This window comes from Janthinobacterium sp. BHSEK (assembly GCF_056174685.1).
In genome coordinates this window covers 53,414-79,015 of sequence record NZ_JBWBYV010000001.1, presented here as the reverse complement: position 1 = coordinate 79,015, position 25,602 = coordinate 53,414, and the positions used below count along the sequence as shown (strand labels likewise).

Genomic DNA, 25,602 nt, shown 5'->3' with positions numbered 1-25,602 from the left:
TATACTGTTTTTTTAAATCTTGCTTGCGGTACATCAAGTCATGCGCATGTCATGCCCCACTACGCACTGGCGCGGATGGTGAAATCGACCCCGACCTCATCCCAGAATTCCTGCTCCTTCTCGATCCAGAACGACACGGTGGGATGGTGCGCCACCCAGCCGCGCTTGATGTCGAGTTCGATGCGGCTCTTCATGCGCAGGCGCAGTTCGCTGAAGTCGGCCTCGATGCGCGCATGCATGAGCAGAATCGACAGGCGCAGCGCCAGCACGGCCTTGGCGAAATCGGGGTCGGACAGCACTTCGCCGATCTTGCGCAAGTTGCCCTTCTGTGCCAGGATCAAGCGGCTCATGGTCTTCTGTTCGCGCGTGGTAAAGCCGGGCAAGTCCGCGTTTTCCACGATATAGGAAGCATGCTTGTGATAACCCGTCTGCGACACGGCCAGCCCCACCTCGTGCAGCAGGCTGCTCCAGCGCAGGCATTTCACCAGGGCGTCGGATGTGGGCTTGAGCTGCGCGTACATGGCCAGCGCCTGCTCGGCCACCCGGCCGGCGCGCTGCTGGTCGATATGGAATTTCTCCATGCAGCCCTGCACCGACTGTTCGCGGCGGTCGCGCTTGGTCGAACGCAGGTACAGGTCCCACATCACGCCCATGCGCAGGCCCGCCTCGATCGGCGTCATGGCGGGAATCGCCAGTTCGCGGAACAGGCCGATCAAGATGGCCAGGCCGCCGACGATGGTGCTGGCGCGGTCGGGGCGCAAGCCCGGCATGTCGATGCGGCTGGTGTGACCGAGTTCGATGAAGCGGCGCGCCAGCGCATCGAGGCTGACGCTGGTGAGCAAGCCGTCGCCCAGCTTGTTGCGGGCGATGATGTCGGCGATCGTGCGGATGGTGCCGGAAGAGCCGTAGGCCGTCTTCCAGTGCTGCGGGCGGTACGGCGGGGCGGCATCCTCGAAATGGCTGCGCGCCGACAGGATGGCCGCCTCGAACGACGGCGCGTCGATGCGCCCGCCGATGAAGAACGACAGGCTTTGCTTGACCGTGCCCAGGCTGAAGGATTCCACGCGTTCGATATCGTTGCCGCGCCCCAGTATCAGTTCGGTCGAACCGCCGCCGATATCCATCACCAGCCGGCGTTCGCCGGGAATCGCCAGCGCATTGGCCACGCCCATGTAGATCAGGCGGCCCTCTTCCTCGCCCGAGATGATCTCGATCGGGTAGCCGATGGCTTGCTCGGCCAGCGGCAGGAAGACGGCGCCGTTGCGCGCCACGCGCATGGCCGACGTGGCCACCACGCGCACGGCATCGAGTTCGAAACCGGCGAGAATGGCGCGAAAGCGCTGCAGGCAGGCCAGCGCGCCCTGCATGGCCGCCTCGGTCAGGTCGCCATTGGCGTCCAGGCCGGCGGCCAGGCGTATCGGGTCGCGCACGCTCTTGACCACGCGGATGGTGTCGCCATCATGCTTGCCGACGTGTAAACGAAAACTGTTGGACCCCAGGTCCACCGCTGCATACATACTGGCCTCTTGTCTTGTCATTACTGTGCCAACTGAAAAAGTTGGCAAATTCAGTTGCTAAACTATATAAATCATTTAAACGATTTAAAAATCCTACCACACTACCCTCATCGTATGACAGCGGCGTGACAGGATTGTGACAAAACGGCAGTTGTGCGGCGGCTTACGGCACGATGGTAGTAAAGAGATACACGGCGAAAATTACCAGGTGCACCGTCCCCTGCATGACCGTGGTGCGGCCCGTGCCCAGCGACAGCGTAGCCACCATCAGCGACAGCAGCAACAGCACCGTCGACTTGATATCGAGTCCCAGCGTAATCGTCAGGCCCGTGGCCAGCGACACCACCACCACGGCGGGGATCGTCAGGCCGATGCTGGCCAGCGCGGAGCCGAGCGCCAGGTTCAAGCTCGTTTGCAGGCGATTCGCGCGCGCGGCGCGCACGGCAGCCAGGCCTTCGGGCAGCAGCACGATGGCGGCGATGACGATGCCGACCAGGGTTTTCGGCGCCCCCATGGCGGCAATCGCCGTCTCCAGCGCGGGCGCCAGCGACTTGGCCAGCAACACCACGGCGCCCAGGCACACCAGCAGTGCGCCGGCGCTGACCCAGGCGACGGCGGGCGTGGGCGGCGCCGCATGCACCTCTTCGTCGCCGACGGCTTCCTTGGGCAGGAAGTAGTCGCGGTGGCGCACCGTCTGCACCAGCACGAAAGTGCCGTACAGGACCAGCGAGATGACGGCGATGAAAATGAGCTGACTGGAATTGTAGTACGGGCCGGCGGCGCTCGAGGTGTAGTTCGGCAGCACCAGGGTCAGGATGGCGATCGCCGCCAGGGTGGCCAGCGACGCGCTCACGCCCAGCAGGCCGAAGGTCTGCTCGCGGTGGCGCCCGGCGCCCAGCAGCAGGCAGATGCCGACGATGCCGTTCAAAATGATCATGATGGCGGCAAACACGGTGTCGCGCGCCAGCCCCGTCGTTTCCGGCCCGCCGGCCAGCATCAGCGAGACGATCAGTGCCACCTCGATCAGGGTCACGGCCAGCGCCAGCACCAGGGTGCCGTACGGTTCGCCGATGCGGTGCGCCACCACTTCCGCGTGGTACACGGCGGCCAGCACGCTGCCGATCAGGCCAGCCACCAGCAGGATCTGATAGGCGCCGCCGACGTTGAAGGTGGAACCGAACAGGAACAGCCAGCCGGCAAGCGGGGCGGCAAGCGGCCAAACAGGCAGGGATTTGAGCATTTTCATTATGGGCCTGGCAAGAGTAAAAAAGGGGAACTGCAGTGCGGACGACAAGAGGGGCCCTAAGCAACCCCACAGCATAACTTGCTTAGCTTAAATGAAAGTTAGGGAATACACATTTCGGGTGCCGGCGACCCGCGCCTGGCCCGCTGTTCAATCACTTTGCCACAGCGCACCTGCTTGCTACCAGTAACTATAGTCCCTTTGGTAACATGCCGTTGCAATTTCCTTGTCTTTTTACTGCCTGAAAGCGTCATACTGCAGGGCACGCCCTCCCGCCACCGACCAAGGACACACCATGAAACGAGCAAGCAGCGCAGCCGTGCGCACCGTATTCGCCATCTTCGCGGGCAGCCTGCTGTGCGCCGCCGCGCACGCGGACACACCGCCAGCGCCGCCAACGCAGGTTGACGCGAACTGGGCCTCCCCGCCCGCGCCCGCCGCGCAGGCACGCTGGCAAGACAGCCTGCCGCCTGCGCCGCCCGTGCAACCACGCGAAGAAAATATCCTGCCCAAGAGCGAATGGATCACCGTCGAGCCGATGAAGGCGCCGGACCGGCGCTGCGATCCCGGCCTCGATGCGCTGTTCTTGCCCAAGGAATGCGGCAAGGAACCCAGCTGGCTGGGCTCGCGCAAGAAATAATCCGGTTTAGATATCGAGGGTGCTGGCGCCCTGCGCCTCCACCACCCTGTTGCGGCCCGCCTGCTTGGCCGCCTGCAGCGCCTCGTCGGCCCGCTTGAACAGGCTGACGGTGCTGTCTTCGGCGCGGATGGTGGTCACGCCCAGGCTGGCCGTCAGCTGCAGCACGGCGCGCTCCGTCTTGACGGGCAGCGCCTCGACGGCGGCGCGGATGCGCTCGGCCACCATCAGCGCATCGGCCAGGGTCGTGCGCGGCAATTGGATGGCGAATTCGGCGCCGCCCAGGCGGCCCATCAGGTCGCTGTCGCGCAACTGCTGGCGGCACGTGTCGACGATGGTTTTCAGCACCGCATCGCCCACCGGATGGCCATAGCTGTCGTTGACTCTTTTGAAGTGGTCGATATTGAGCACCACCAGCGCCGTCGGCAAGCCGGGCCGGCGCGCCAGCGCCATCCATGGCGCCAGCGCCTGGTAAAAGCCGCGCCGGTTCGGCACGCCCGTGGCCGCGTCCAGCACTTCCAGGCGCGCCAGTTCGCCGCCCAGTTTTTCGCGCGACAGCAGCAGGTAGCCGAAGGCGTTCGTCAGCATCATCAGGTACAGGGCGCCGAAGCCGGCCAGCTGCATCAGCTCCGCATCGAAACCGGGCACGGCGGCGGCCAGCACGCCGCGCGCGGCGATCAGCAGCGACAGGATACCCATGCTGACGACGAGGAAGCGGCGCAGCATGCTCGCCTCGCGCCATTTCAGACACAGCGCGGCCACGCCAGCGAGGAAAAAGCCGGCCACGATGAGCGAACCGCCGGCGCTGCGCAGCAGCGGCGCCACGTCGAACAGGTAGCAGGCGGCAAACAGCCCGATCGCCGCGCCCAGCGCCGGCAATATGTAGCGGCGCCAGCCGCTGCGCCCGGCCGCCTGCCACAGCGCGCCCGCGTCCAGCGCCATGCCGGCAAACAGCAGGCTGTTGCCAAGCAGGATGGAGAGGAAATCGGGCAGCACGCCGCGGAAATACAGCAGGCACCAGGCCACGGCCTGGCATTGCTTGGCCACCGCCCAGGTGGACATGCTGAGCGACTTCTTGCGCTCGTATTCGAAGAAGAACAGGGCCGCGCACAGGCTCAGGTTGCCGAGCGCCAGGGCCAGTACCAGGGTCTTGATATCCATGGGCTACGCCATCGCCGCGCCGCCGCGGCACGCTGTGTCAGATTTCGTGTTCGACATTCGTGCTGCCGTCGCCGATCTTGCTGGCCCACGCCTGCACGAAATACTGCTTCTCCACTTCGCTGGGCGCTTCGTGCCAGAACACGATGAGGGTACCCTTGTGGTCGTGGATCTGCGCCACTTTTTCAATGAAGCCGAGATTGGCGGCCTGGTCCGCCAGCGCCGCCGCGTAACCGTACACGCGCGTCAGCCGCTCGATGCGGTCAGGCTCCGTAAAACTGTTCGTCGCCGTAATGATGGGGTGATCCAAAAACATGCTTGTCTCCATGGTGCCCGACTGCGCGGCCGTGCCGCCGCGCGCCATATACATAGTATACGCAGCATGCTCGGCGCGGATTAATCGGGTATGCTCACGGGAGCTTATCAGATTTCTCTGAATGCAACAAAGCATCTCCCCCAGTCCACTCAGCGAAGTCGTCCCATGCCGGAAAACAGAAGCACCACCCCGCTTGCCCCGCAGGTGCATACCTGTGGCGACCGGCGCCGCCTGGAATTCCAGCCAGGCATGATCCAGAGCGAAATGCTGCTGTCGCGCCCCGACCATCTGCTGCTGCGCTATGCGCGCGCCATGATGTGCTTTACCCTGTTCGTGCCGCGTCCCCGGCATATCCTGATGGTGGGCCTGGGCGGCGGTTCGCTGCTGAAATTCTGCCACCGCCACCTGCCCGACACCCGTATCACGGTGCTGGAATTGCGCGCCGACGTGATCGCCCTGCGCGAGCAATTCATGCTGCCGCCCGACGACGCGCGCCTGCGCATCATCGAAACGGATGCCGTCAGCTATATCCGCCAGCATCCGGGCTGCGCCGACGTGCTGCTGCTCGACGGCTACGACGAAACGGGCTTGCCGCCCGCCCTCGGCAGCGCCCGCTTCTATGCGGACTGCCTGCGCACGCTGCTGCCCGGCGGCGTGCTGGTGGCCAACCTGTTCAGTTATGACGAGCACTATCCCGCCATGCTGGCGCGCCTGATGCTCACCTTCCGCGGCGCCGTATGCCACTTCGACGACATCGCCGGCAACAACCGCATCATCTTCGCCGCCAGGCCGGACAAGCTCGGGGCGGGCCGCGCCCTGCGCGTCGTGCGCCTGGTGCGCTGGCGCCGCGCATGCGGCCTGGCTTGCCTGAACCGGCTGCTGCCGGCATGGCAGTTGTGGCGCTTGCGCCGGCAATCAGGCGCACGCGACAACTGATAGTCGCCCGCCATGGCCATAGATATTGTTGCTTATTAGCAGCGATCTGGTGCAAAATTCGCATGATGGATGTGGTTTATGACAAACTACGGCCTGCGCGGGCCCGCAGGTGCTGCCGAGCAATTGTGTCCATGAAGTGAGATAGGAAAACCCATGCTGCGTGGCCGCCTGCCATTGTCGATTTCCGCCGCGGCCGCGCTGACCTTCGCCTGCGGCGTCAGCGTGACGGCCGTGCTGTTCGCCGCCATCAGCCAGCTCGAATACGACAAGATGAGCCTGAGCCTGCAGCAGCGCGCCGGCGCCAGGGTGGCCGCCATCGAGCAGGGGCTCGATGACGCCGTCGAGGTGCTGACGACGACGAACCAGCTGTTTGCCGCCGTCGTGCCCGTCACGCGCGAGCAGTTCCACGCCTTCACCACGCCGCTGCTGCAGCGCCACCCGTTCATCCAGGCCTTCAATTTCCACCGTATCGTGCCGCATGCCCAGCGCGACGCCTTCGAGGCCGAGCTGCGGCGCATCGCACCCGATTACGCCATGACGGAAATGCGCGATGGCGTCATCGTGCCCGCGACGACGCGCGCCAGCTATCTGGTGGTCGATTACCTCGAACCCTTGCAGGGCAACCGCCCCGCCTTCGGCCTGAATGTCAGCCCGAACGGCGTGCTGGCGCGCGCGCTGGAGCAGGCCATCATCAGCGGCCAGACCACCGCCACGGGCCTGCTGGCCCTGGCGCAGGGACCGCAGCAGGGCTTCGTCATCGTGCGTCCCGTGTACCGCCACGGCGTGCCGCTGCAAACGGTGCAGCAGCGGCGCGCGGCACTGATCGGCGATACGGCGGTCATCGTGCGGGCCGGGGAGCTGGTGCAGAAGATCCTCGCCGGCGCCGACCTGCTGGGCGACCCGCAGCTCGAACTGAGCGTCTACGCCGACGCCGGCGCCGACCCGCGCCAGATGATCTTCCGGCATGGCCAGGCGCCTGTAGACGAAGCGGGCGGCGCCTGGGAATCGCTGCCGCGCTGGCTGCAATTTGCCTACCACAGCCACTATGACCGGGCCTTCGTTTCCGCCGGCCGGCCGTGGCATGTGCGCGTGGTGGCCCATCCGCGCCCCTTCCTGGCCGACCACCTGGGTTCCCTGTTCACGCTGATCATGGGTCTGCTGTTCAGCATGCTGACGGCCGCCTTCGTGCAGTCGCTGACGCAGCGCTCGCGCCGCGTGCAGCTGCTGGTGGAGCAGCGCACGGCCGACCTCAAGCGCAGCAACGAGCTGCTCAGCGCCGACGTGCGCGCGCGCCAGCGCACCGAGCGCGCCCTGCAGGAAAGCGAAAAGCGCTTCCGCCGCCTGCTGGCCCTGTCCTCGGACTGGTACTGGGAACAGGACGCCAACTTCTGCTTCACCCACATCACCAGCGGTTTCACGGACAAGTCGAACATGCCGCTGGAACGCTTCATCGGCATGACGCGCTGGGACAACAACCCGGAAATGCGCAATTCGCGCTGGGGCAAGCAGCATATCGCCAAGCTGGAAGCGCACCTGCCCTTTTCCAACCTCGAATATGCGATGCAGGACCGCGACGGCCAGCTGCGCTGGTTCAGCATCAATGGCGAACCGCTGTTCAACGAGCTGGGTGAATTTCGCGGCTACCGGGGCACGGGTTCCGAAATCACGGAGCGCAAGCTGGCCGAGCAGCAAATCCAGCATATCGCCCACCACGACGTGCTGACGGGCTTGCCCAACCGCGCCCTGCTGCGCGACCGCCTGGCGCAAGCGATGGCCCTGTCGCGCCGCAAGAACCGCGCCCTATGGGTGCTGTTGATCGACCTCGACCGTTTCAAGTTCGTGAACGACAGCCTGGGTCACAAGGCCGGCGACCTGCTGCTGAAAACCATCGCCACGCGCCTGCAGGCCAGCCTGCGCGAGACCGATACGGTGGCGCGCCTGTCGGGCGACGAATTCGTCGCCATCCTGTGCGAACAGGCCGACGAGGTGCTCAGCGCCGCCATCGTGCAGCGCGTGATGGATGCCGTGGCCCAGCCGGTACTGTTGGATGGCAAGGAATTCTTCGTCACCTGCAGCATCGGCGTGGCCGTCTACGACATGTCGCGCTACGACGCCCCCGGCGACGTGACCCTGAATGGCGAGACGCAGAACCTGATCGAGCAGGCCGACATCGCCATGTACTGCGCCAAGAAACAGGGGCGCAACAACATCAAGTTCTATACGACGGCCATGAACCAGGCCACCCTGGAGCGCCTGCGCATCGAGACGGCGCTGCGCAACGCGCTCGAACGCGAGCAGTTCGTGCTGCATTACCAGCCGCAGGTGGACCTGGCCAGCGGGCGCATCGTCGGCGTGGAAGCGCTGCTGCGCTGGCAGCACCCGGACCTGGGCATGGTGGCGCCGCAGCGCTTCATCGCGCTGGCGGAAGATACGGGCCTGATCGTGCCGATCGGCGCCTGGGTCATGCGCGAGGCGTGCGCGCAGGTGAAACGCTGGCATGCGGCGGGACTGGACACGCTGCGCCTGGCCGTGAACCTGTCGGCGCGCCAGTTCAACGAGCCGAACCTGGTCGCCTCGATCGCCGACGTGCTGCTGGAAACGGGCCTGCCGCCCGCCTGCCTGGAACTGGAACTGACGGAAAGCCTGTTCATGCACGACGTGGCGCTGGCCGTCAGCCAGCTGCACGACATGAAGGCGCTGGGGGTGCAGCTGTCGATCGACGACTTCGGAACCGGCTATTCCAGCTTCGCCTACCTGCGCACCTTCCCCATCGACGTGCTGAAGATCGACCGCAGTTTCGTCGGCGACGTGGCGCGCGACGCGGACGACGCGGCCATCGTCGTCTCCATCATCGCCCTGGCGCACAACTTAAAACTGCGCGTGGTGGCCGAAGGCGTGGAAACGGCCGAGCAGCTGGACTACCTGCGCCAGCACGGCTGCGACGAGGCGCAAGGCTATTACTTCAGTCACCCGCTGCCCGCGCACGAGGTGGAACTGCTGCTGCGGGCCGAAACGAAGGAAGTGAACGCCGCGGCCTGACGCGCGTGCGCGCAGGCTAGCCCGCCGACAGCCTGGCGAGCAGCGCCAGTTCCTTCCAGTCGTCAGCGAGGCCGGCTGCCGCCAGAAACTCCGCCACGCCCTCGCCGGCGTCGATGTCGGGCGCGCTGCCCGGCTCGGCCCACAGATTGTCGCATTCGGTGCAAACGACCACCTCCTGCCCCGTCTTTCTGACTTTCGCAAGAATCAGGTCGCCGTATTCGCCGCAGGTAGGACACTCCATTTCCGTCTCCTTCATGCCCGGCCTACAGCTTGTGCTGCAGGAATTCGAGGAAACAGCTGATGCGCTGCGCCAGCTGCGTGTTGCGGTAGTAGACGGCGTGGATCTGCTGGCGGTAGCCCGTGTAGAACGGCTGCAGCACTTTCACCAGGCGGCCGGCGGCGATATCATCCTTCGTCATGAAGTCGGACAGGCAGACGATGCCCTGGTCGTGCAGGGCCAGCTGGCGCAGGGTTTCGCCGCTGGAGGCGGCCAGCGCGGGCACGATCTGCAGGCTGTTGCCCGCTTCGTGGCGCAGCGGCCAGTTGTTGCCCAGGTCGTACTGGGCAAAGCCCAGCAGCGCATGGCCGGACAGCGCTTCCGGGGTAGCCGGTTCGCCGTGGCGCGCCAGGTAGGCGGGCGTGGCCAGCACGTGCAGCGGACTGGCAGTCAGGGCACGCGCATGCAGGGTCGAGTCGACCAGGGCGCCGATGCGGATGGCGATATCGGTGCGGTGCTCGAGCAGGTCGGCGATCTGGTCGTTGCTGGTCAGTTCCAGGCGGATGTCCGGGTACATGGCGCGAAATTCGGCCACGTGGGGCACCACGCAATGGAGCATGAAGGGCGAGGCGGCATCGACGGACAGGCGCCCGGCCGGTTTCTGGCGGCGGATGCGGATCGACTCTTCCACGTCCTCCATCGAGGCGAGGATGGCGCGCGCCTTGTCCAGGAACAGCTGCCCCTCTTCCGTCAGCTCCATGCGCCGCGTGGTGCGCGTCAGCAGCGACGTGGCCAGCTTGTCTTCCAGGCGCGACAGGGCGCGGCTGACGCCCGACGTGGTTTGCCCCAGGTGCCCGGCGGCCGCGCTCAGGGTGCCGCTGTCGATGACGGTGACGAAAATTTTCAGGTCGTCCGAATTGATATCCATTGCTGCCTTATTGTTGCCTGCATTTCACATATCCCGCCATTATAATGGAATCATGGCAACAGTGAGAGCAAGCAGGCAACGTCAGGCAACGTAGAACAAAATGGCGATAAAATGGCAGCTGCTGCCGGCCAGCACGAACAGGTGCCAGATGCCGTGGCCATGGCGCAGCTTGTGGTCGGTGGCATAGAAAGCGATGCCGCCCGTGTAGCACAGCCCGCCCGCCACCAGCCACAGGAAACCGTTCCACTCGAGCGCCGCCAGCAGCGGCTTGATGCCGATGACGATCAGCCAGCCCATGGCCACGTAAATCACCAGCGACAGGATGCGCGCGCCTTTCGCATACACATATTCCTGCACGATGCCAAACAGCGCAAGGCCCCAGACGACGCCAAACAGCGACCAGCCCCACGGCCCGCGCAGGGTCACCAGCATGAAGGGCGTGTAGGTGCCCGCGATGAGCAGGTAGATGGCGCAATGGTCGAGCCGCTGCAGCACGGCCTTGGCCTTGCCGCGCACGCTGTGGTACAGGGTGGAAGTCAGGTACAGGGTCAGCAGCATGGCCGCATACACGCTGCAGCTGACGATTTTCCAGGGATCGCCCGTGCGGGCCGCCGCGACGATCAGGATGACGCCGCCGACGGCCGCCAGCGCGGCGCCCACCGTATGGGAAATACTGTTGAACCGTTCACCGTGGTACATGCTTGACCGCCCGCTGCGTTAAAAACAGGCTCATCCTACACGCTTGGGGAGATCGGGGTGCGCGGTTTGCGCAAGGCAGGCACAGGAAAAGCCGGGGCGCATGCGATTGCCGCCCCGCTTGTTCCTGCTCAAACTATCAAGCCGCTTCCGCCTTCTTGCGCGCGGGACGGCGTGCCGGGGTCTTGCGCGGCGCCTTGGCCGGCTTGTCTTCCGCCACGACGGCCACTTCCACCGGCGCCGCCTCAATCACGGGCGCCGCTTCCGCCACGGCGTCGGCCGCCTTCCTGGCCGGCTTTTTCGCCGCTGCCGTCTTGCGCGCCGGCGTGCGCGGCTTGGCCTTCGGCTTCGCTTCGGCGGCCGCTTCCACGATCACTTCGGCGACTGGCTCGGGCACCGGTTCAGGCGTTGGCGCCACTTCGACCACCTCGGCGCGCGCTTCGCGGGCGCCATCGCCATTCTTGCGGCCGCCACGGCCATTGCGGCGCGAACCGCGCTTGGCGTTGCCCTCTTCCGCTACGACCTCGACTGCGGCTTCGGCCACTTCATGCACCACCTCCGGCTGCGGCGCCGGCGCATATTGATCGACGACGGTTGTTTCGGCGTCGGCCACCGGCACGAAAGCCTGTGGCGCGGACTCGCCGCGGCGCTGCTCGTTCTGCTTGCGGCCGCCACGGCCATTGCGGCGTGAATCGCGGCGGCTGCCGCTTTCGCGGTGATTGCCCTCTTCCGCCGTCGCGCCGGCTTCGCCGCTGGCGATGACGTCACTGGCGATTTCCCCGTTCACGGGCGCAGCGACAGGCACCAGGCCGCTGCTGCGGTAGACATAGGCGCCCGATTTCTCGTCGCGGCCAAATTCCAGCAAGCCGCGCGCTTGCGCTTCTTCCAGCAGGTTGCCGAAGGTGCGGAAACCGTAGTAGGACTCGCTGAAGTCCGGCTTGCGGCGCTTGATCGCTTCCTTCAGCATCGAGGCCCAGATCTTGCCGCTGTCGCCCCGCTCGGACACCAGCGCGTCGAAGGTGGCGACGGCCATTTCGATCGCTTCCGTCTTGCGCGACTCGTATTTTTCCTTGCGGCGCACTTCTTCGTCGGGCGAACGCTTGGCCGCCGGGGTTTCGCGCGCGTCGCGCTTGGCGGCCGTGCGGCGGCTCTCGCGCACCAGGTCATCGTAGAAAATGAATTCGTCGCAGTTGGCCACCAGCAGGTCGGAGGTCGACTGCTTGACGCCCACGCCGATCACCTGCTTGGCGTTTTCGCGCAGTTTCGACACGAGCGGCGAAAAATCGGAGTCGCCGCTGATGATGACGAAGGTGTTGACGTGGGCCTTGGTGTAGCACAGGTCCAGCGCATCGACCACCAGGCGGATGTCGGCCGAATTCTTGCCGGACTGGCGCACATGGGGAATTTCGATCAGTTCGAAGTTCGCCTCATGCATGGTGCCCTTGAAACTTTTATAACGGTCCCAGTCGCAATATGCCTTCTTGACAACGATGCTGCCCTTGAGCAGCAAGCGTTCAAGGATGGGCTTGATATCGAATTTTTCGTAATTTGCATCTCGCACGCCAAGCGCGACGTTTTCAAAGTCGCAAAACACGGCCATGCTGAGGTTTTCTGGGGATGACGCCATAAGGGTGAATTCTCGCTGATGATAAGGGCGGACGGGAAGCGCAACGCCTCCCTTTTCGCCTAGTATATTCGCCCATCCCCCGTTTCGGCGACAACTATCGTGCGCAGCCCGCCTATTGCGCGCCGCCGGCGGCGCTCGCGCTGGCGCCGGCGACCGGCCAAACGACGCTTTCATCGACGGAATACAGCTGGCACGGCAGGCTGCTCCGGCGCTGGCACGAGGCCAGCGCGCGCACATCGGGGCTTTCGCCCTCCTCGGCCCAGCCCCAGGCGCCGCTGGCCGACAGGGCAAAGGCGCGCGGCGCGGTTTTCTCCAGGAAGACGCGGTAGGCGGCGCGCCCCTGCTCTTCCAGGTAGGGCACGGCGGCGATATCGTCCTGCGGCGCGAAATGCGTAGCGGGCGGCGACGGCGCCTCGGCCACGCGGTAGACCTGGCGCACCGGCATGCCGATCTTCCGCAGGAAGCGCTCGGTGGCGGGCAACCACACGGCCACGCCGTCGCGGCTGCCCAGGGTCAGGTGCGCGTCGCGCTTGAACGGACCATAGGCGAGCAATTGCGCCCGGCCGCCCGATCCGGTAAAGGAATTGAACAACCGCCGCGCCAGGGCCGGCGAAAAATACGAGTCATTCGCGCCATACAGCCACAGGCTGGGAATGTGGTTGTAGGCGCCCATGGTGGCGAAGGACTTGGCCAGCGCCCCTTGCCAGTCGCAGCCGGGCATGTCGACGCGCAAGCCGCCGGAAAAATTGAGCACACCGCGCACGCCGGGCAGCACCCGGGTGGCCAGCGCCAGTGCCGCCATGCCGCCATACGACTGCCCCGCGACGACGATGCGTTCCGGGTCGACCCAGCTCTGGCGGCGCGCATACGCGAGCGCGGCCAGCATGTCGCGCGCCTGGCCCTGGGCATTGCCCAGCATGTCGCAGCCGAAATCGCGGTAGGCGCCCGTGGAACGGGCAAAGCCGGCGCGCATGGGCAGCATCACCGCATAGCCGCGGCGCACGAATTCGGTCGCCATATAGATGAAGCGCTCGCGCGCCTGCAGCCGGGCCGGGCCGGCCTGCTTGCCATGATTCATCAGCAGCAGGGGAAACGGGCCGGGGCCGGCTGGACGGAACACCGTCGTTTCCAGCATCTCGCGCAAGCCATCGCCGGCCGGCACCATGATGACCTGCTCGTTCAGACGCACGTCGAGCGGCAACTGGGAGAGAGCAAGCTGGGCTTTCAAGGGCAGGCAAGGCAGGCTGAGCAGAAAACCCAGGAAAATAGGACGAAACAGGTGAAAAATGGCGGACTCCGTGGATGACTTCCCTGCCAGTCTAGGCAGCGAAATGCCACAGAACAATATAAAAAAATTACGTGATGCACCTATTTTTTGCGGCAGGCACCCGCGTGAAAAAATGTTGCCTTGCACCAACCACTTTTCCCGCTGGCGGGAGTAAACTGGGCGCATTCTGAAGGAGTTGCCATGTCCATATCCGCCCTCACCACCGGTACCTCGGGGCTGACCGCCAACCAGCGCGCGCTGGATGTGGCCGCCAACAATATCGCCAATGCGAATACGCCGGGCTTCCAGCCGCAACAAGCCGAGTTCCAGGAAGCCAGCCCGGCCGGCACGGGCGTTACCCTGTCTGTCGAAGGACGCAAGCTGGCCGCCAGCGAAAGCGTCAGCGGCGCCAATGCGAATGCGGCCAAGGCGGCGGAAAGCCGGCCGAACGGCGTGGGCCTCGCGTCCGAGCTGACGGATAACCTCGTCTACAAGGCCGGCTTTAATTTATCGGCGAATGTCGTCAAGGCGGCCGACCAGGCCTTGGGCAGCCTGATCGACGTCAAGACTTAAGTACGGCGACTATCGACACGCTAGTCCGGTTTTTGCATTGCCAGCACCAAAGGCGCCATCGCCGGTTGAATCAGCGCCAGCAGCCGTTCGGCCGGAATGCCGTCGCGCGCCTGCACCGACAGGCCATGCAGCAAGGCCGCATAGTAGTCGCCCAAGGCCTGCACGTCCGCCTCCCCTTTTAATTCTCCCGCCTGCTGCGCCGCGCGCAGGCGTTCGATGACAGCTTGCGTGCGTGCACGGCGGTGCTGCGCCAGCCAGTCGGCGATGCCCGCGTTTTCCGCGCTCGTGTTCGTCGCGGCCGTGACCACCATGCAGCCTTGCGGCTGGCCGCTGCGCGTGTACAGCAGCACCGCTTCTTCCAGCATGCGCGCCACGGCGTCGCGCACATTCAGGCTGGCCGCCAGCGCATGCACGGCAAAGGCGCCCTCGCCCGTTTCATACAATTCCACGGCTTCGCGGAACAACTGCTCCTTCGAGCCGAACGCCGCATAGATGCGCGCCGAGGCGATGCCCAGCGCCGCCACCAAGTCGGCCATCGATACACCCTCGTAGCCGCGCGTCCAGAACGCGTCGCGCGCTTTTGCCAGCGCCAGCGCGCGGTCAAATTCCCTCGGTCTTCCTGCCATCTTGATCCTCTGCTTGCGAAGTGGCGGCCAGTATAACGCCTGGCGCCCACGGCGCGTTCCCGATTTATTTTGCATCACGGGCTTGACAGAAGGGAAAATTTCGCCTATTCTTTGTCGATCGACAAACAATAGGAGCCGATATGAAAACCATCCAAGGACCAAGCCTGCACCTGGCACAATTCGCCGCCGACACGGCGCCCTTCAACACCCTGCCCGCCATCGCCGAGTGGGCGGCCGGCATGGGCTTCAAGGCCCTGCAGATCCCCGCCTGGGATGCGCGCCTGTTCGACGTGGCGCAAGCGGCGCACAGCCAGCAATACTGCGACGACCTCGTTGCCATGCTGGCCAGCCATGGCCTCGTCATCAGCGAACTGACGACGCATATCCTCGGCCAGCTGGTGGCCGTGCACCCGGCCTACGACGCGCTGTGCGACAGCTTTGCGCCGGCACACCTGCACGGCCAGCCGGCGGCGCGCACCGAGTGGGCCATCGAGCAAGTGAAACTGGCGGCCATGGCATCGAAGCGCCTGGGCCTGACCGACATGGGCACGTTCTCCGGCTCGTTCGCCTGGCCATATTTATTCCCGTTCCCGCAGCGCCCACCCGGCCTGATCGAGGCGGCCTTCGACGAACTGGCGCGCCGCTGGCTGCCCATCCTCGACGTGTGCGAAGAACAGGGCGTCAACCTGTGCTACGAAATCCACCCGAGCGAAGACCTGCATGACGGCATCAGCTTCGAAATGTTCTACGAGCGCGTGGGCCGCCACCCGCGCTGCAAGATGCTGTTCGATCCGAGCCACTTCGTGCTGCAGCAGCTGAACTACCTGGAATTCATCGACATTTATAAAGACCACATCCGCATGTTCCATGTGAAGGATGCGGAATTCAATCCGACAGGACGGCAAGGCATCTACGGCGGCTACCAGTCGTGGGAAAACCGCGCCGGACGCTTCCGCTCGCTGGGCGATGGCCAGGTCGACTTCAAGGCGATTTTCTCGAAGATGGCGCAAAACGATTACGCGGGCTGGGCCACGCTGGAATGGGAATGCTGCCTGAAGGACCAGGAAGTGGGTGCGCGTGAAGGCGTGGCCTTCATCAATGCCCACATCATTCCCGTGACCGACAAGATCTTCGACGACTTCGCCGGCGCCCCCGTCAGCGCGCAGCAGATCAATACCCTGCTCGGCATCGCGCACAACTAATCAACCAATTAACTGAATCAATACAAGGACTTGCCATGCATCAGAATGAAGACAGCTACACCCACGACTACGTGCGCATCGACGGCCAGCGCCTGCATTGCGTCATCGCCGGTCCCGGCACCGGCAAACCCGTGCTGCTGATCCCCGGCTGGCCGCAAACCTGGTATGCGTGGCGCCACGTGATGGCGGCGCTGGCCGCCAGCGGCTACCAGGCCATCGCCATCGATCCGCCGGGCAGCGGCCATTCGAGCCGCCCGGCCGATGGCTACGATACGGGCACCATTGCCGCCACCCTGCACCGCGCCATGCTGGCCCTGGGCCACACGCAGTACGACGTGGTTGGCCACGACATCGGCATGTGGGTCGGCTATGCGCTGGCCAGCGATTTCCCGCAGGCCGTGACGAAACTGGCGCTGACGGAAGCCGTGATTCCCGGTCTGGCGCCCGCGCCGCCGATTTTCGTCGCGCCGTCGGATAACATCTTCCTGTGGCACTTCATGTTCAACCAGGTGCTCGATTTGCCGGAAATGCTCACGGCGGGCAAGGAACGCGAATACATCCGCTTCATCCTTGACCGCTGGTCCTACCGCCGCGACAAGGTGGCCGTCGACGTGTATGCGGACGCGTATGCCACGCCGGGCGCGCTGCGCGCCGGCTTCGCCTACTACCGGGCGATTCCGGAAACCATCCGGCAAAACCTCGAACGGGCGAAGACGCGCCTGGCCATGCCGGTGCTGGCCATCGGCGCCGACCACGCCACCAACGACGCGCCGCTGCTGACCATGCAGGGCAAGGCGGACATCCTGCAAGGCGCCATCGTTGCCGAATGCGGCCACTTCATCATGGAAGAACAGCCGGAAGCGTTCATCGCCCACCTGCTGCCGTTCCTGGCCGGAGAGCCCGCATGAGCCTCGATCCGCTGATCGCCGCCTGGCTGGAACAGACCAGGGATGCGCCGCCGCCCGCCTCGCTGGCGGACCTGCGCGCGGCCACGGAAACGGGACTGCGCCAGCTGCACGGGCCATTGGAAGACGTCGCGTCCGTCACGGATTACGTGCTGCCGGGCGAGCATGCGCTCACCGTGCGCGCCTACGTGCCCGCCGGCGCGGACACGGGCCAGCCCTTGCCGGCCATCGTCTTCGCGCATGGCGGAGGATGGTGTCTGTGCTCGCTGGATCTGTACGACAATCCCTGCCGCGCGCTGGCCAACGCCACCGGTTGCGTGATCTTTTCCGTCGACTACCGGCTGGCGCCCGAGCACAAGTTTCCCGTGCCGCTGAACGACTTTTACCGGGCCCTGTGCTGGATCGCCGAGCAGGCGGAGATGCTGGGCATCGATGCGAAACGGCTGGCCGTGGGCGGCGACAGCGCAGGCGGCAACCTGGCGGCGGCCGCCGCCCTGATGGCGCGCGACCAGGCGGGACCCGCGCTGGCGCACCAGTTGCTGCTGTACCCGGCGCTCGATTTTTCCTTCGACACGCCGTCCTACCAGCGCTATGCGGAAGGCCATTCGCTGACGCGGGAAGCCATGCGCTTTTGCTGGTCGGCCTACCTGAACGAGCCGGCTGACGGCGCGCAGCCCTACGCGGCGCCCCTGCAGGCCGCGTCGCTCAAGGACCTGCCGCCGGCGACCGTGCTGGTATGCGAATACGACCCGCTGCACGACGAAGGCGAAGCCTATGCGCGGTATTTGCGCGACGACGGCGTGGCGGCGCAATGCGTGCAGCTCGACGGCATGATCCATGCATCGATACACATGCTGGGCCTGACGCCAGCGGCGCGCGGCTTGTTCGACGTGGCGGGCAAGGCCATGCGGCAAGCGCTGGCGGCATAGAAAAAACGCGCCGGGGATGGCTCCACGGCGCGTTTTTTTAGTATCAGCTGCGCATCACTCCACCAGCTTGCGCACCTCGATGGCGTTCAGCCACTTCACATGGCGCGGACCCGTGCGGATATCCTTGGCCGAGATGAGGGCGATTTCGCCATCGCTGTCGTCGAGGGCCTTGCCGTTTTTTTCATAATAGACGATCACGCCCTCGCCGGCCGGCGCGTTATACAGCTCGCCCCAGGAAAACACCACCGCATAGCCATCAGTGGCCGTGGCGATGATGGCGAGCTTCTTGACGTCGTTGTGGCCGGGCGCGTCCAGCGCCGCCTTGTCGAGGATGTCGCGCAGGCGCACGCCACGATAACTGGTGATGGTTTCGGCCTTGTCGCCATTGTGGCGCGTGACGGCAATCTCTCCGCCATTGGCCGGCGGCAGCTGGCGCAGGCCGGCCACCGTCAGGGTCAACGGCGCTGCCACCTTGCCCGTCACGGTGAGCGCGTGGCTCATGTTCTCGCGCGCCGGCGCCGGGCCGGCCCATGCGGGGGCCGCCGCCAGCAGCGCCGCCGAAACGAGGTTCGTCAGTATGGTCTTCAACATGCTGTGTCCTTTCATGGAACAATCAAAAAATCAGAACTGGTATTGCGCATTGGCCAGCCAGGTGCGGCCCGCGCCGGGAAAACCGTCGGCCAGCGCGTAGTTGCGGTCAGCCAGGTTCGCCACGCCCGCTTCCAAGGTCAAGGCAGGCAGGGGACGGTACACAGCCTTCAGGTTCACTGCCGCAAAGCCGCCCAGCTCCAGCGTGTTCGAGACCCAGCGCCCGCTGTTCGCTTCCGCGATGGCCACCACGTCGACCTGGCGCGCCGCGTGCAGCACGGCGTGCGCCGTCAGCTTGTGGCGCGGCACGTCCGTCAGGCGGATGGCGCGGTCGCTGACGTTCTTCATCTCCGTGTACGTGTAATTGCCGCCGAAATCGAGCCAGGCGCCGGCGCGGCCGCGCACGCCCAGTTCCACGCCGCTGATGTGCGCCCTGCCCGCGTTGCGCATCTGCGAACGCACGCCCGCCACGTTCGCCACGCTCTGGATCTTGTCCTTCACGTCGCTGTAGAACAGCGCCGCTTCCAGGCTGGCACCCTGCATGCTTCCTTGATACCCCAGCTCGTAATTCATCGCCTGCTCGGCGCGCAAGGCCGGGTTTTCGATATACGTGCCCAGGCGCTGCGAGTAGCGGTCCTTCAGGGTCGGCAGGCGCGACTTGCGCGCCACGGTGGCATACACGCGCGAGTCAAGACCGGTCTTGTGGAACAATCCCGCCTGCAGGTCGGTGGCCGATTGATTATCGGGCAAGGTGTAGGCATTGCCGGCGCTGTAGACCGTGTCCGGACGCAGTGCGTTGCGCGAGGCGCCCAGCGACAGTTCCGTCGCCGCATTGAGGGCGATGCTGTCTTCCGCGCCCAGGGTCCACAGCGCGTCCTTGTACCAGGTGGTGCGCACGCCCTTGCCATCGCGTTCCTGGTGCTCGTCGGCCTTGTAGCTGGCCACAAGGCGCAGGCTGTGCGCGGCCAGGCGGAACGATTCGAGCTCCACCGCGCCGCCGTTCGTGCAGTCGTTATAGATGCTGCTCCCGCCGCTGACGCTGCCCTGGCCGCTGGTCTTGATGGTGCTGTAGCTGCCATTGGTGAACGAGGTGATTTCATTGTCATAGCTGTCGTGGTACAAGCGCAGTTTCAGGCGTTCCTGCCGGCCCAGGCGCGTCTGCGAGACGAGATACACGCTTTCCTTGTTCCAGTATGGCCATTGCCAGTAGCGCGCGCCAACGGGATTCGTCGATGGCGGCTGGCCCTTTTCGCCATGCTGCTTGTAGTAACTGAGCGCATACTCGTCGCCCGCCTGCGCACCATCGGGCGTGTAGCCCACCTTGAACGACAGCTTGTGGTCCTTGCGATAGGCGTTATTGCGCATGCCGCCGCCTTCCGTGGCCGTGGGGCGGAAATCGGACGACAGAGGAAAGCCGTCGCTGTCGATATACGACACGCCCGCCTGCAGATACCACAGGCCCTGGTTCGTGCCCGCGTTGGCCGACACCTGGCGCTCGCTGCCCGAACCGAATCCCACTGACGCATCGCCTTCCATCAAAGCCGTCGGTTTGCGCGACACCAGGTTGATGGCGCCGCCCAGGGTATTGGCGCCGTAGGCCACGGAACTGAAGCCCTTGGCCACCTGGATGGCGGCCAGGTCGGACGTCGTGAAGCGATTGAAATCGACGTAGCCGTCATACGGTACGTAGACGGGAATGCCGTCGATGTACAGCGGCACCTGGCGCGCATCGAAGCCGCGGATGGCCACGGTTTTCTCGTTGCGCGCATTGGTCGACAGCGACACGCCGGACAGCAAATTCAATGCGTCGCCCACGTTGTCGCGGTTAAAGCGGCGCATCTCGGCGCGGCTCACTTGCGCGCCCACCTGCTGTTCCATCTGGCCTGCCTGTTCACGCTGGCCTACCACCGTCACCGTGCCCAGCACGAACGCCGCCGCCTCATCCTTGCCGCTTGTCTGCTGCGCCTGCGCCATCTGCGCCAGCGCCAGCATCACGGCGCCTGCCAATACCTGTTTCACCATCGTCATCTTGCTCTCTTCCGTTATATATCGTCTTATATAGCGATATGCAAAAAAAGCGGCCACGCATGCGGCGGCCGTCATCCAACGGCGCAATATACAGATGTATATAGCGATACTCAAGCGGCAAGGGCAAAAGCCCTCGCGCAAGTCAATTCCTCACGTTTTTTTCATGCACTGCAGCATTTCGCTGTGCGAACGAATGTTTCACAAAACGATTGACATGCAGGATGCGGCTAGGCAAACTGATTTCCAGGGAGTTCGAAAATGAATGCAAATATGACAAATATTCAGGCCGCAACGGATCCGGAAATCATCGTCTTCAGCGATGACGAGGAAGGCAAGGACCGCCAGTTCGTCAACGCGCTGGCGCGCGGCCTCGAAGTGCTGAGGTGCTTTCGTCCCGGCGAAATCTATCTGTCGAACGCGGACATGGCCAAGCGCACGGGCATCCCCAAGCCCACCATTTCGCGCCTCACCTACACCCTCACCAAACTGGGCTACCTCAATTATTCGGACAACCTGGGCAAGTACCAGCTGGGCGCCGGCGTGCTGGCCCTCGGCTACCGCATGCTGTCGAACCTCGACGTGCGCAAGATGGCGCGTCCGCTGATGGAGGAACTGGCCGAACATGCGCAGGCGTCCGTGTCGCTGGGTACGCGCGACCGCCTCAGCATGGTCTACGTGGAAACGTGCCGCAGCAGCGCCAACGTCACCCTGCGCCTCGACGTCGGCTCGCGCATTCCCCTGATGACGACGGCCATGGGCAAGGCCCTGCTGTGCATCCTGCCGCAGGCCGAGCGCGACTACCTGATGGACCATGCGCGCGTGCACGAGACGGAGCGCTGGCCGCGCATCAAGGCCGGCATCGAACAAGGCTTCAAGGATTACCAGGACCGGGGCTTTTGCATCTCGGCCGGCGAATGGCAGAACGACGTGCATGCCGTGGGCGTGCCCATGCTGGGTGCCGACGGCGAACAGGTGATGGCCTTCAATTGCGGCGGCCCCGCCTTTTTGCTGTCGCGCGAAAAACTCGAATCCGACCTGGGACCGCGTCTGGTGGCCCTGGTCAAGACAGTGGAAAAAAACCTGGGCCGCGGTTAGACTGCGCGCCCCCTCTCAACGATAGATCAACTCAAAGCGCCGAGGAAACCGATGATACGCGACGAAGAAACCCTGAACATCCTGCTCGACAGCATCGCCCGTTTCGTGCGCGAAGTGCTGGTACCGAACGAGGCGCAGGTGGCCGAAACGGACACGATCCCGCCCGCCATCGTGGCGCAGATGCGCGAACTGGGCCTGTTCGGCCTGTCCATCCCGGAAGCCTACGGCGGCCTGGAACTAAGCATGGAAGAGGAAGTGCGCGTGGCCTTTGAAATCGCCCGCACCTCGCCCGCCTTCCGCTCGCTGATCGGCACGAACAACGGCATCGGTTCGCAAGGCATCGTCATCGACGGCACGGAAGCGCAAAAACAATACTATCTGCCCAAGCTGGCGGCCGGCGAGATCATCGGCTCGTTCGCCCTGACGGAAGCGGGATCGGGGTCGGATGCCGCCTCGCTGCGCACGACGGCCGTGCGCGACGGCGACTTCTATATCCTCAACGGCAGCAAGCGCTACATCACCAATGCGCCCGAGGCCAGCATCTTTACCGTCATGGCCCGCACGGACCCCGTCAAGCGCGGCGCCTCGGCCATCTCCGCCTTCATCGTGGAAAAGGATACGCCGGGCCTTTCCCTGGGCAAAATAGATAAGAAAATGGGCCAGCAAGGCGCGCATACCTGCGACGTCATCTTCGAAAATTGCCGCGTTCCCGCCGCGAACATCATCGGCGGCAAGGAAGGCGTGGGTTTCAAGACAGCCATGAAGGTGCTCGACAAGGGCCGGCTGCACATCGCCGCCGTCTGCGTGGGCGCGGCCGAACGCATGCTGGCCGACGCCCTCGCCTACGCGATGGAGCGCCAGCAGTTCGGCCAGCCCATCGCGGAATTCCAGCTGATCCAGGCCATGCTGGCCGACAGCAAGGCGGAAATCTATGCGGCGCGCAGCATGGTGCTCGACGCGGCGCGCCGGCGCGACAACAAGGAAGACATCTCGACGGAAGCGTCGTGCTGCAAGCTGTTCGCTTCCGAAATGTGCGGCAGAGTCGCCGACCGCTCCGTGCAGATCCACGGCGGCGCCGGCTACATCAGCGAATACGCGGCCGAACGCTTCTACCGCGACGTGCGCCTGTTCCGCATCTACGAAGGCACGACGCAGATCCAGCAGATCGTCATCGCCCGCAACATGATCAAGGCAGCGCAAAAGTGAAGGAGGCCGCGATGGACATTCCCGCCCTGCTGGCCCACTTGCCGGCGCGCCTGTCGGCCATCCCCATCTATTGGGCGGCGCGCGCGCCGGACGCGCCCGCGCTGCATGAAGGGGGCCGCAGCTGGACCTACGCCCAGCTGCGGCACAGTGTGGACAGCGCCGCGCAGCTGCTGCGCCGACTGGAGGTGCGCGCCGGCGACCGCCTGATGGTGGTGGGCGAGAACTGTGCGCTGCAGGTGGCGCTGATCTTTGCCGCCGCCAGCATCGACGCCTGGATCGTCAACGTCAATGCACGGCTGTCGGCGCGCGAGATCGACACCATCGCCGCGCACAGTTCCGCGCGGCGCGTGCTGTTCCTGGCCAGCGCTTCGCCGGAAGCGGCCACGCATGCGGCGCGTCTGGGCGCGGCCAGCGCCACGGTCGACGGCATGGGCGAGCTGCTGGCGGGCGACTTGAACGAGGCGGCCATCGCGGAAGACACGGTGCCCGGCAACGAACAGGTGGCCGCGCTGATCTACACGACGGGCACGACGGGGCAATCAAAAGGCGTGATGCTCACGCACCGCAACCTGCTGTTCATCGCCGCCGTCTCCAGCACCCTGCGCGGCTTGAGCAGCACCGACCGCGCCTACGGCGTGCTGCCGATTTCCCACGTGTACGGCCTGGCATCGGTGGCCCTGGGCACCCTGTATGCGGGCGCCGCGCTGTACCTGGTGCCGCGCTTTTCCGTCGACGGCCTGCTCTCGGCCCTGAAGGACGACGGCTTGACCATCGTGCAGGGCGTGCCCGCCATGTACGCCAAGCTGCTGCAAACCCTGGGCGGCGCCGACACGCCGCTGCCGACCCGGCTGCGCTTTGCGTACGCGGGCGGCTCGCCGCTGGCGCCGTCGCTCAAGCGCGAGGTGGAGAAACTGCTGGGCATCGCGCTGCACAATGGCTACGGCATGACGGAAAGCGCCCCCACCATCAGCCAGACGCGCCTGGAAACGCCGCGCCGCGACGACTCCGTGGGCATGCCGATCCCCGGCGTGGAAGTACGCGTGGTGGACGTGGCCGGCAAGGATGTGGCGCCGGGCGAGCCGGGGGAACTGTGGATACGCGGGCCGAACATCATGGCCGGCTATTACCGCGAGCCGGCCATGACGGCGGCCACCATGCGCGACGGCGGCTGGCTCAACACGGGCGACATGGCGCGCCAGGGCCCGGACGGCGCGCTGTTCATCGTGGGACGCACCAAGGAACTGATTATCCGCTCCGGCTTCAATGTGTATCCGCTGGAAGTGGAAACGGCGCTCAACGCCCACGCTTCCGTGGTGCAGTCGGCCGTGGTGGGACGCACCCTGGCCGATGGCAACGAGGACGTCATCGCCTACGTGGAGCTGGACCCGCGCCAGCCTGCCAGCGTGGCAGAATTACAGGCCTGGCTGGCGCAGACCCTGTCGCCGTACAAGTGCCCGTCCGCCATCATCGTCATGGAAGCGCTGCCGGCGGCCGCCACGGGCAAGATTTTAAAGGGGCAGCTGCGGCAAATGGCGCAGAATGCACGATAAGTTGACCATGCAGTACCAGACCCGACAATAAAACCAAGCCACATCACCGGAGGAGACACGATGAAACGCACCTACACACGCATCGCCATGGCAGCGCTGGTCGCCAGCGCCTGGATGGCACACGCCAGCGCCGACGAATTCCTGGTCGGCGCGGAAATTCCGCTGACGGGCAACCTGGCGCGGGTCGGCGCCGGCATGCAGGAAGGGATCATGGTCGCGGCCGAGGTATTCAACAAGACCAACGGCAAGCACACCATCAAGATCATCACCGTCGACGACGAATCGGCGCCCGCCAAAGCCATCGCCGCCGTGGAAAAGCTGGCCAGCCAGGGCGTGGTGGCCATCACGGGCGGCTACGGCTCGAACAATATCTCGCCCGCCTCGGACACGGCGAATAAACTGGGCCTCGTCTACATCACCTCGGGCGGCGTGGACGACAGCCTGGTGACCAGCGGGCGCAAGAATTTTTTCCGCATCAATAACACGGCCGGCTACGAAAAAGCCATGCTGGGACTGCTGCAGGACGTGGGCGCAAAATCCGTTTCCATCGTGTATTCGACCAAGGACGCCACCACGGGCCTGGCGAAAGACGTGGAAAAGGCCCTGGCCGCCAAGGGCGTGAAGGTGACGACGCACTCGTTCGACCCGGCGATCACGGACTTCAAGCCCATCATCAACAAGATCAAGCTGCAGGATAAATCCGAAGTGGTGGCCATGGTCGGCTACGAAAACGATTACGTGGGCATCATCCGCGCCGCCCGCGTGCTGAAACCGAAGATCAAGGCCATGGTGGGCGTGTGGTCGCTGGCCACGCCGAAGATGGCGTCCGACTTCCCCGACCTGATGCCGAACGTCTTCGGCACGGCCCTGCTGCCCTTCCCGACCGAATTCAAGACGGCCGACGGCAAGGCCTTCAGCGACGCCTACAAGCAGCTGTACAAGAAGGAGCCGGACTACCTGGGCCAGTTCGGCTACGTGCAGTCGATGCTGCTGTTCGAGGCGATCGCGCGCGCGGCCGACAAGGGCACGCTGAAGAAAGGCGGCGTGGCCGACGAGATGCGCAAGACGGACCGCGAAACCCTGATCGGCCGCGTGCAGTTCGCCGCCAACGGCGACAACCAGAACTTCGTGCACCGCATGGCGCAGCACCAGGACAAGAAGGTGGTGATCGTCTGGCCGAAGGAGCACGCGACGGGCAAACTGGCCTACCCTGCCCTGCCCTGGTAGGCAGCCTCCCGCTGCACACGCGCGCGCCCGCAGGACGCGCACCGATGAACGGCGGTCCTGGTGCCTCTTCGCGACGCACCAGGGCTGTCTGA

23 protein-coding genes are annotated in these 25,602 nt (G+C 65.0%); 11 read left to right on the top strand and 12 right to left on the bottom strand.

The genetic code is table 11. The annotated features are described in order from the left end of the window. Positions 1 to 59: 59 nt before the first annotated feature. Positions 60 to 1,517: a Ppx/GppA phosphatase family protein gene (locus AC0V2Y_RS00415; RefSeq protein WP_475416218.1), complete on the bottom strand. Its 1,458-nt coding sequence runs from the start codon at positions 1,515 to 1,517 to the stop codon at positions 60 to 62. 163 nt (positions 1,518 to 1,680) lie between these two features. Continuing rightward, positions 1,681 to 2,763, bottom strand: a complete 1,083-nt coding sequence (locus tag AC0V2Y_RS00410) for a calcium:cation antiporter (protein ID WP_475416219.1) — start codon at positions 2,761 to 2,763, stop codon at positions 1,681 to 1,683. Positions 2,764 to 3,055: 292 nt separating this feature from the next. Between AC0V2Y_RS00410 and AC0V2Y_RS00405 the strand changes: the two genes are divergently transcribed. Next, positions 3,056 to 3,400 (top strand): hypothetical protein, encoded by a 345-nt coding sequence (locus AC0V2Y_RS00405; RefSeq protein ID WP_475416220.1) that lies wholly within the window; start codon positions 3,056 to 3,058, stop codon positions 3,398 to 3,400. A 6-nt stretch (positions 3,401 to 3,406) separates the two neighbouring features. On the opposite strand, the gene AC0V2Y_RS00400 is transcribed toward AC0V2Y_RS00405, so the two are convergent. Next, a complete protein-coding gene (locus tag AC0V2Y_RS00400; protein ID WP_475416221.1) occupies positions 3,407 to 4,558 on the bottom strand; it encodes a GGDEF domain-containing protein in 1,152 nt (383 codons plus the stop codon). Positions 4,559 to 4,595: 37 nt separating this feature from the next. Further along, entirely contained in the window at positions 4,596 to 4,871 is a 276-nt protein-coding gene (locus tag AC0V2Y_RS00395) for a hypothetical protein (RefSeq protein ID WP_077402750.1), read from the bottom strand. Between the two features lie 165 nt (positions 4,872 to 5,036). Between AC0V2Y_RS00395 and AC0V2Y_RS00390 the strand changes: the two genes are divergently transcribed. Together AC0V2Y_RS00390 and AC0V2Y_RS00385 are read left to right on the top strand one after the other, a co-directional pair. Next, a complete protein-coding gene (locus AC0V2Y_RS00390) occupies positions 5,037 to 5,807 on the top strand; it encodes a spermine/spermidine synthase domain-containing protein (RefSeq protein WP_475416222.1) in 771 nt (256 codons plus the stop codon). Positions 5,808 to 5,960: 153 nt separating this feature from the next. After that, positions 5,961 to 8,846 carry a bifunctional diguanylate cyclase/phosphodiesterase gene (locus tag AC0V2Y_RS00385; RefSeq protein WP_475416223.1) on the top strand — a complete coding sequence of 962 codons (2,886 nt, stop codon included), beginning with the start codon at positions 5,961 to 5,963 and terminating at the stop codon, positions 8,844 to 8,846. Positions 8,847 to 8,862: 16 nt separating this feature from the next. On the opposite strand, the gene AC0V2Y_RS00380 is transcribed toward AC0V2Y_RS00385, so the two are convergent. The 5 genes from AC0V2Y_RS00380 to AC0V2Y_RS00360 all read right to left on the bottom strand — a co-directional run bounded on the left by AC0V2Y_RS00380 (position 8,863) and on the right by AC0V2Y_RS00360 (position 13,542). After that, entirely contained in the window at positions 8,863 to 9,087 is a 225-nt protein-coding gene (locus AC0V2Y_RS00380) for a TFIIB-type zinc ribbon-containing protein (protein WP_475416224.1), read from the bottom strand. Positions 9,088 to 9,109: 22 nt separating this feature from the next. After that, complete coding sequence (locus tag AC0V2Y_RS00375; RefSeq protein WP_475416225.1) at positions 9,110 to 9,991, bottom strand: LysR substrate-binding domain-containing protein; 882 nt, start codon at positions 9,989 to 9,991, stop codon at positions 9,110 to 9,112. A gap of 81 nt (positions 9,992 to 10,072) precedes the next feature. After that, positions 10,073 to 10,690 (bottom strand): PAQR family membrane homeostasis protein TrhA, encoded by a 618-nt coding sequence (gene trhA / locus AC0V2Y_RS00370; RefSeq protein ID WP_475416226.1) that lies wholly within the window; start codon positions 10,688 to 10,690, stop codon positions 10,073 to 10,075. Between the two features lie 136 nt (positions 10,691 to 10,826). Further along, on the bottom strand, positions 10,827 to 12,314 hold the full coding sequence (locus AC0V2Y_RS00365; RefSeq protein WP_475416227.1) for an NYN domain-containing protein: 1,488 nt from the start codon (positions 12,312 to 12,314) through the stop codon (positions 10,827 to 10,829). Positions 12,315 to 12,426: 112 nt separating this feature from the next. Then, entirely contained in the window at positions 12,427 to 13,542 is a 1,116-nt protein-coding gene (locus tag AC0V2Y_RS00360) for a dienelactone hydrolase family protein (protein ID WP_475412308.1), read from the bottom strand. A 240-nt stretch (positions 13,543 to 13,782) separates the two neighbouring features. Here AC0V2Y_RS00360 and AC0V2Y_RS00355 point away from each other — a divergent pair, with 240 nt between their 5' ends. After that, positions 13,783 to 14,154 carry a flagellar basal body protein gene (locus tag AC0V2Y_RS00355; RefSeq protein WP_034782850.1) on the top strand — a complete coding sequence of 124 codons (372 nt, stop codon included), beginning with the start codon at positions 13,783 to 13,785 and terminating at the stop codon, positions 14,152 to 14,154. A 20-nt stretch (positions 14,155 to 14,174) separates the two neighbouring features. On the opposite strand, the gene AC0V2Y_RS00350 is transcribed toward AC0V2Y_RS00355, so the two are convergent. Beyond that, a complete protein-coding gene (locus tag AC0V2Y_RS00350; RefSeq protein ID WP_475416228.1) occupies positions 14,175 to 14,780 on the bottom strand; it encodes a TetR/AcrR family transcriptional regulator in 606 nt (201 codons plus the stop codon). A 140-nt stretch (positions 14,781 to 14,920) separates the two neighbouring features. Here AC0V2Y_RS00350 and AC0V2Y_RS00345 point away from each other — a divergent pair, with 140 nt between their 5' ends. Genes AC0V2Y_RS00345 through AC0V2Y_RS00335 form a run of 3 tightly spaced genes read left to right on the top strand, consistent with a single transcriptional unit; the run spans position 14,921 to position 17,816 of the window. Continuing rightward, the gene (locus AC0V2Y_RS00345; protein ID WP_475416229.1) at positions 14,921 to 15,982 is read left to right on the top strand and encodes a sugar phosphate isomerase/epimerase family protein; all 1,062 of its coding nucleotides are present in this window, start codon (positions 14,921 to 14,923) and stop codon (positions 15,980 to 15,982) included. A 35-nt stretch (positions 15,983 to 16,017) separates the two neighbouring features. Beyond that, positions 16,018 to 16,890: an alpha/beta fold hydrolase gene (locus tag AC0V2Y_RS00340; RefSeq protein ID WP_475416230.1), complete on the top strand. Its 873-nt coding sequence runs from the start codon at positions 16,018 to 16,020 to the stop codon at positions 16,888 to 16,890. Further along, positions 16,887 to 17,816, top strand: coding sequence for an alpha/beta hydrolase (locus AC0V2Y_RS00335; RefSeq protein WP_475416231.1), 930 nt, complete (start codon positions 16,887 to 16,889; stop codon positions 17,814 to 17,816). Before AC0V2Y_RS00340 ends, AC0V2Y_RS00335 begins: the two co-directional genes overlap by 4 nt. Before the next feature lie 54 nt (positions 17,817 to 17,870). On the opposite strand, the gene AC0V2Y_RS00330 is transcribed toward AC0V2Y_RS00335, so the two are convergent. Beyond that, complete coding sequence (locus tag AC0V2Y_RS00330; RefSeq protein ID WP_475416232.1) at positions 17,871 to 18,407, bottom strand: molybdopterin-dependent oxidoreductase; 537 nt, start codon at positions 18,405 to 18,407, stop codon at positions 17,871 to 17,873. A gap of 30 nt (positions 18,408 to 18,437) precedes the next feature. Continuing rightward, a complete protein-coding gene (locus AC0V2Y_RS00325; RefSeq protein ID WP_475416233.1) occupies positions 18,438 to 20,432 on the bottom strand; it encodes a TonB-dependent receptor plug domain-containing protein in 1,995 nt (664 codons plus the stop codon). A gap of 270 nt (positions 20,433 to 20,702) precedes the next feature. Between AC0V2Y_RS00325 and AC0V2Y_RS00320 the strand changes: the two genes are divergently transcribed. Genes AC0V2Y_RS00320 through AC0V2Y_RS00305 form a run of 4 tightly spaced genes read left to right on the top strand, consistent with a single transcriptional unit; the run spans position 20,703 to position 25,510 of the window. Further along, entirely contained in the window at positions 20,703 to 21,527 is an 825-nt protein-coding gene (locus AC0V2Y_RS00320) for an IclR family transcriptional regulator (protein WP_475416234.1), read from the top strand. 51 nt (positions 21,528 to 21,578) lie between these two features. Next, complete coding sequence (locus AC0V2Y_RS00315) at positions 21,579 to 22,733, top strand: acyl-CoA dehydrogenase family protein (RefSeq protein ID WP_475416235.1); 1,155 nt, start codon at positions 21,579 to 21,581, stop codon at positions 22,731 to 22,733. A gap of 11 nt (positions 22,734 to 22,744) precedes the next feature. Further along, positions 22,745 to 24,283: a class I adenylate-forming enzyme family protein gene (locus tag AC0V2Y_RS00310; RefSeq protein WP_475416236.1), complete on the top strand. Its 1,539-nt coding sequence runs from the start codon at positions 22,745 to 22,747 to the stop codon at positions 24,281 to 24,283. A 60-nt stretch (positions 24,284 to 24,343) separates the two neighbouring features. Further along, positions 24,344 to 25,510: an ABC transporter substrate-binding protein gene (locus AC0V2Y_RS00305; protein WP_475416237.1), complete on the top strand. Its 1,167-nt coding sequence runs from the start codon at positions 24,344 to 24,346 to the stop codon at positions 25,508 to 25,510. Positions 25,511 to 25,602: the final 92 nt, after the last annotated feature.

Bases quoted from the DNA above. Each gene is read 5' to 3' on its own strand.
- AC0V2Y_RS00415 (WP_475416218.1), bottom strand. From the start codon at position 1,517: ATGTATGCAGCGGTGGACCTGGGGTCCAACAGTTTTCGTTTACACGTC.
- AC0V2Y_RS00410 (WP_475416219.1), bottom strand. From the start codon at position 2,763: ATGAAAATGCTCAAATCCCTGCCTGTTTGGCCGCTTGCCGCCCCGCTT.
- AC0V2Y_RS00405 (WP_475416220.1), top strand. From the start codon at position 3,056: ATGAAACGAGCAAGCAGCGCAGCCGTGCGCACCGTATTCGCCATCTTC.
- AC0V2Y_RS00400 (WP_475416221.1), bottom strand. From the start codon at position 4,558: ATGGATATCAAGACCCTGGTACTGGCCCTGGCGCTCGGCAACCTGAGC.
- AC0V2Y_RS00395 (WP_077402750.1), bottom strand. From the start codon at position 4,871: ATGTTTTTGGATCACCCCATCATTACGGCGACGAACAGTTTTACGGAG.
- AC0V2Y_RS00390 (WP_475416222.1), top strand. From the start codon at position 5,037: ATGCCGGAAAACAGAAGCACCACCCCGCTTGCCCCGCAGGTGCATACC.
- AC0V2Y_RS00385 (WP_475416223.1), top strand. From the start codon at position 5,961: ATGCTGCGTGGCCGCCTGCCATTGTCGATTTCCGCCGCGGCCGCGCTG.
- AC0V2Y_RS00380 (WP_475416224.1), bottom strand. From the start codon at position 9,087: ATGGAGTGTCCTACCTGCGGCGAATACGGCGACCTGATTCTTGCGAAA.
- AC0V2Y_RS00375 (WP_475416225.1), bottom strand. From the start codon at position 9,991: ATGGATATCAATTCGGACGACCTGAAAATTTTCGTCACCGTCATCGAC.
- trhA (WP_475416226.1), bottom strand. From the start codon at position 10,690: ATGTACCACGGTGAACGGTTCAACAGTATTTCCCATACGGTGGGCGCC.
- AC0V2Y_RS00365 (WP_475416227.1), bottom strand. From the start codon at position 12,314: ATGGCGTCATCCCCAGAAAACCTCAGCATGGCCGTGTTTTGCGACTTT.
- AC0V2Y_RS00355 (WP_034782850.1), top strand. From the start codon at position 13,783: ATGTCCATATCCGCCCTCACCACCGGTACCTCGGGGCTGACCGCCAAC.
- AC0V2Y_RS00350 (WP_475416228.1), bottom strand. From the start codon at position 14,780: ATGGCAGGAAGACCGAGGGAATTTGACCGCGCGCTGGCGCTGGCAAAA.
- AC0V2Y_RS00345 (WP_475416229.1), top strand. From the start codon at position 14,921: ATGAAAACCATCCAAGGACCAAGCCTGCACCTGGCACAATTCGCCGCC.
- AC0V2Y_RS00340 (WP_475416230.1), top strand. From the start codon at position 16,018: ATGCATCAGAATGAAGACAGCTACACCCACGACTACGTGCGCATCGAC.
- AC0V2Y_RS00335 (WP_475416231.1), top strand. From the start codon at position 16,887: ATGAGCCTCGATCCGCTGATCGCCGCCTGGCTGGAACAGACCAGGGAT.
- AC0V2Y_RS00330 (WP_475416232.1), bottom strand. From the start codon at position 18,407: ATGTTGAAGACCATACTGACGAACCTCGTTTCGGCGGCGCTGCTGGCG.
- AC0V2Y_RS00325 (WP_475416233.1), bottom strand. From the start codon at position 20,432: ATGACGATGGTGAAACAGGTATTGGCAGGCGCCGTGATGCTGGCGCTG.
- AC0V2Y_RS00320 (WP_475416234.1), top strand. From the start codon at position 20,703: ATGACAAATATTCAGGCCGCAACGGATCCGGAAATCATCGTCTTCAGC.
- AC0V2Y_RS00315 (WP_475416235.1), top strand. From the start codon at position 21,579: ATGATACGCGACGAAGAAACCCTGAACATCCTGCTCGACAGCATCGCC.
- AC0V2Y_RS00310 (WP_475416236.1), top strand. From the start codon at position 22,745: ATGGACATTCCCGCCCTGCTGGCCCACTTGCCGGCGCGCCTGTCGGCC.
- AC0V2Y_RS00305 (WP_475416237.1), top strand. From the start codon at position 24,344: ATGAAACGCACCTACACACGCATCGCCATGGCAGCGCTGGTCGCCAGC.